General features: G+C 65.9%; 4 protein-coding genes. 3 read left to right on the top strand and 1 reads right to left on the bottom strand.

Annotated features, from left to right (window positions below; translation table 11 throughout):
• The first annotated feature begins 138 nt into the window (after positions 1–138).
• From AC1DY5_RS47275 to AC1DY5_RS47265, 3 genes are read left to right on the top strand one after another with little or no spacing between them, the layout of a single operon-like run.
• Positions 139–1,167 carry an amidohydrolase family protein gene (locus AC1DY5_RS47275; RefSeq protein WP_478121282.1) on the top strand — a complete coding sequence of 343 codons (1,029 nt, stop codon included), beginning with the start codon at positions 139–141 and terminating at the stop codon, positions 1,165–1,167.
• Positions 1,164–1,532 carry a NifU family protein gene (locus AC1DY5_RS47270; RefSeq protein ID WP_478121281.1) on the top strand — a complete coding sequence of 123 codons (369 nt, stop codon included), beginning with the start codon at positions 1,164–1,166 and terminating at the stop codon, positions 1,530–1,532. Before AC1DY5_RS47275 ends, AC1DY5_RS47270 begins: the two co-directional genes overlap by 4 nt.
• Positions 1,529–2,491 (top strand): fumarylacetoacetate hydrolase family protein, encoded by a 963-nt coding sequence (locus AC1DY5_RS47265; RefSeq protein WP_478121280.1) that lies wholly within the window; start codon positions 1,529–1,531, stop codon positions 2,489–2,491. The genes AC1DY5_RS47270 and AC1DY5_RS47265 overlap by 4 nt, the downstream gene beginning before the upstream one ends.
• Here the strand turns inward: AC1DY5_RS47265 and AC1DY5_RS47260 are convergent.
• A complete protein-coding gene (locus AC1DY5_RS47260; RefSeq protein ID WP_478121279.1) occupies positions 2,488–2,964 on the bottom strand; it encodes a MarR family winged helix-turn-helix transcriptional regulator in 477 nt (158 codons plus the stop codon). The two genes, AC1DY5_RS47265 and AC1DY5_RS47260, sit on opposite strands and share 4 nt — an antisense overlap.
• Positions 2,965–3,571: the final 607 nt, after the last annotated feature.

The following is a 3,571-nucleotide window of genomic DNA, read 5'->3' as shown; positions in this document are numbered from 1 at the left end:
TCCGAACTCGGCTTCGTGCCGGTCAAGGCCACGCCCGACGAGGTGCGACAGCGTGTGCGCTCGGATGTCGCCACGCTCGCCGACATGGTCAAGCGGACCGGCGTCAAGCCCGACTGACATCCACCCGGAACGAAACCCATGATCAACGACATCTTCATCTTCGACAACGTCATCCACCTGTCCGACATGTCGACGCCGAATCTGCGCGACGATGTACCCGACGCCCGGCAGACCCGCGACCAGATCGTGCGGCAGATCGGCGGCTTGCGCTGGCCCGGGCCGGCACCGCGCAACGAGCCGGACTTCGACTGGTTTCGCCGATGGGAAGTCGAGGACATGTACCAGTTGGTCTTCGAAGGCTCTCCCACCGACATGGCGATGGCCCAGGTGGTTCCGATGTTCGACTGGTTCAAGGATTGGGAGTCGCCCATCGTGCTCCAGCACGCCATGGCGGCGGCTTACCCCGACCGCGTGATGTTCTGCGGCGGTGTCGACCCGATGGTCCGCGGGCTCGACGATGCGCTGCAGCAGATCGACCACCAGGTGCATGACATGGGCGCGCGATCCTTCAAGTTCTACAACGCGCATCAGCGGCTGGAGGATTGCTGGCGCTGCGACGACGAGAAGATCGCCTACCCGATGTACGAACGCGCGCTGGCGGCCGGCGTCGACGTGCTTCAGTTCCACAAGGGCAACCCGTGGGGACAGCAGAACATGGAGAAACTGAGCCCGATCGACCTGCAGGCGCCGGCCCGCGACTTCCCGAACATCCGTTTCATCGTGCATCACCTCGCCCTGCCCTACTTCGAGGAAATGGTGTCGATCACTGCGCGCTTTCCGAACGTCTATCTGTCGATGGCCGGCTACATGTCTTTCTATCGGATCGCGCCGCGGCGCGTGCAGGAGTACCTGGGCCGCCTGCTGCAGGTCGGCGGCGCCGACAAGCTGCTGTGGGGCTCCGAAGCCGCGTTGGCCGGCGGTCCGACGCCATCCATCGAGGCCTTCCTGAACCTTCAGATACCCGACGATCTGCGCAGCGGCTACGGCTATCCGCAGATCACGCGCGCCGACAAGAAGAAGATCTTCGGCGAGAATTTCGCGCGCCTGATGGGCGTGGACATCGAACAGAAGAAGAAGGAACTGGCCGGCGAAAGGACGACGTCATGACGGCCGCGGCGATCGATCGGCAGATGCTGGCGCGCCGCATCGATTCGATCAATAGGCTGATCCGCTCGCATGCGGGCGGCATCGAGCTCGATGGCGTCGACGACACCGGCGAGGTGCGCGTGCGCTACACCGGCATGTGCACCGGCTGCGACTTCCGGCCCGTCACCACGGCCGGCACCGTCGAACCCGCGCTGCGCGACGTGCCAGGCGTGAGCCGGGTCGAGGTCATCGGCAGCCGGGCATCGGCCGACGCGCTGCAGCGCATCGAAGTTGCGGTCGCGCAGGGCCAGGCGGCGGCGCGGGCCGTACGGCTGGTTCGGCGCATCGAGCAAGCGGCCGGCCCTTTCGAAGGAGGCCGCGCATGAAGCTCGCCACCTTCGTCCATCCCGTCACGGGCGACGCGCGCGCGGCGGCGCTCGAGACCGTCCAAGGCGCGCAATGGCTGGTGGACATCGCCGACGCCCATGCAGCGCTGGCGCGCACCGTCGGCGATGCGACGCGGCCGCTGCCGAGCGAGATGCGGAAGCTGCTCGAAGGCGGCGACGCCGCCATCGACGAAGCGCGCCGATGCGTGGCGTTCGCGATCCGGTCCGAGCTTGATTCATCGATGCACCGCCATGGCGAAGTGCGGCTGCTGGCGCCGCTGCCGAGGCCGCCCAAGATCGTCGCGATCGGCGCCAACTACCAGGACCACATCCAGGAAGGCCGTTCGACCGGCGCCCTCGACCGACCCTTGCCGCCCTACCCGCCCGCCTTCCTCAAGATGTCCTCGGCGGTGGTCGGCCCCGACGCGCCGATCGTCTATCCGCGCTTCGGGGACGAGCTTGACTACGAGGTCGAGTTCTCGATCGTGATCGGCAAGCACTGCAAGGACCTGCCGCCCGAACGCTGGCTCGAAGCCGTGGCGGGCTACACGATCGTCAACGACCTGAGCCTGCGCGACGTGATCCTGCAGGAGAAGGAGATGGGCCTGGTGTTCGTCGGCAAGAATTTCCCTGGCGCCTGTCCGCTCGGGCCTGTCATCGTCACGAAGGACGAGATTCCAGACCCCGACGACTTGCGGCTGCAACTGCGGGTCAACGGGGTGGCGCGACAGGATGGTCGCACCAGCGACATGATTCACAAGTGCGCCGCGGTCGTTTCGTACTGGTCGAAGCTGGGGCTCGAGCCTGGCGATGTGGTGACGACCGGCACGCCTGGCGGTGGCGCTGGTTTCGGGCGCCGTCATCCAGAGCGGCTGCTGAAGGTCGGCGACGTGATCGAAGCCGAGATCGAAGGCATCGGCGTCCTGCGCAACACCRTCGTCCAGGGCCTGTCACCCTAGCCATTGATCTGGGCGATGCGCTTGAGCAGCCGGTTGAGCGTGTCGGTCTCGCCGCGGGTCATGCCCCGCGTGATCCACGCATCGCGTTCGAGGACGTAGGCGCGAAGCAGGCGCAGGGTGCGGCGCCCCTTGGCGGTGATCCGCAACTCGACGGCGCGCTTGTCGATGCGAGACGCCTCGCGCTCCACCAGCTCGAGCGACTCGAGTCTTGCGATCATCGGCACCAGGCTCGACTTGTCGAGCCCGATGGCGGTGGCCAGGCGGGTCTGGCCAAGGCCGGGATTTTGGTCGAGCAGCTCCAAGGTCTCGAAGCTGCCCGGGGTCAGGCTCGCGCCCTCGACCTCCATGGCGTAGTCCTTGAAGGCCCGCAGCTGCGCCATGCGAAGCTGCCGCCCGATCAGCCCGGGCAGCATGCCGAGCGCGAGCGGCGCGTCGGCTGCCGGGTTCTGCTCAATGGTTTCGTCTCGTTTCACGCCGTGCCCCGCTTCGATATCAATCGAAAATTATAGTTTGATATCAAACCTTGCCAGCGGCGGAGGCGGGCAGCATCGAGGCCAGCCGTTCCGATGCCGCTTCGGCGGTCCTGCGCGCTTGCCGCCATGGCTCACGCGAAGAGTGGGGACTGCACGACACCGTCGACACCATCGCACGCCTCACCGAGCTCGCGCGCAACTCCTACTCAGCCGCGTTCCGCAGCCACACCGTGATGGGAGCCCTTGCCCGGCACCGGGGACCTCGCCACGGTCGCCGAGCTGGTCGTCTCCTTGCTCGGCCCCTACTTCGAGCCTATTACATAAAGCTATTTACGGGATGTAATACTAGGTCAACCTCGATGCGATACCGGTCGGTACCAAGATCGCCTCCCTGTCAGTCCTGGAGTTCCTGGCACAACCGCTCGGGAACTGAGTGCTCGACGTCGGTCAGCCGCTCGCTGGGCGGCGCCTTCGGGAACATTAGAGCGCAGCCTCTAACAGCGCCGTTTCGGCATGAAATGTGCGGCGCTGCAGCATGAACAACCTACGGAACTTGCCAGACAGGATGCGCTGCGGACTGGAAGATCTCGTCGGTGAGATGGTGTAC

It is taken from the genome of Variovorax sp. P4_D9 (genome assembly GCF_056401695.1).
This window is presented reverse-complemented; position numbering and strand designations above follow the sequence as displayed.

Coding starts and splice junctions, on each gene's coding strand:
- AC1DY5_RS47275 (WP_478121282.1), top strand. CDS start 139: ATGATCAACGACATCTTCATCTTCGACAACGTCATCCACCTGTCCGAC.
- AC1DY5_RS47270 (WP_478121281.1), top strand. CDS start 1,164: ATGACGGCCGCGGCGATCGATCGGCAGATGCTGGCGCGCCGCATCGAT.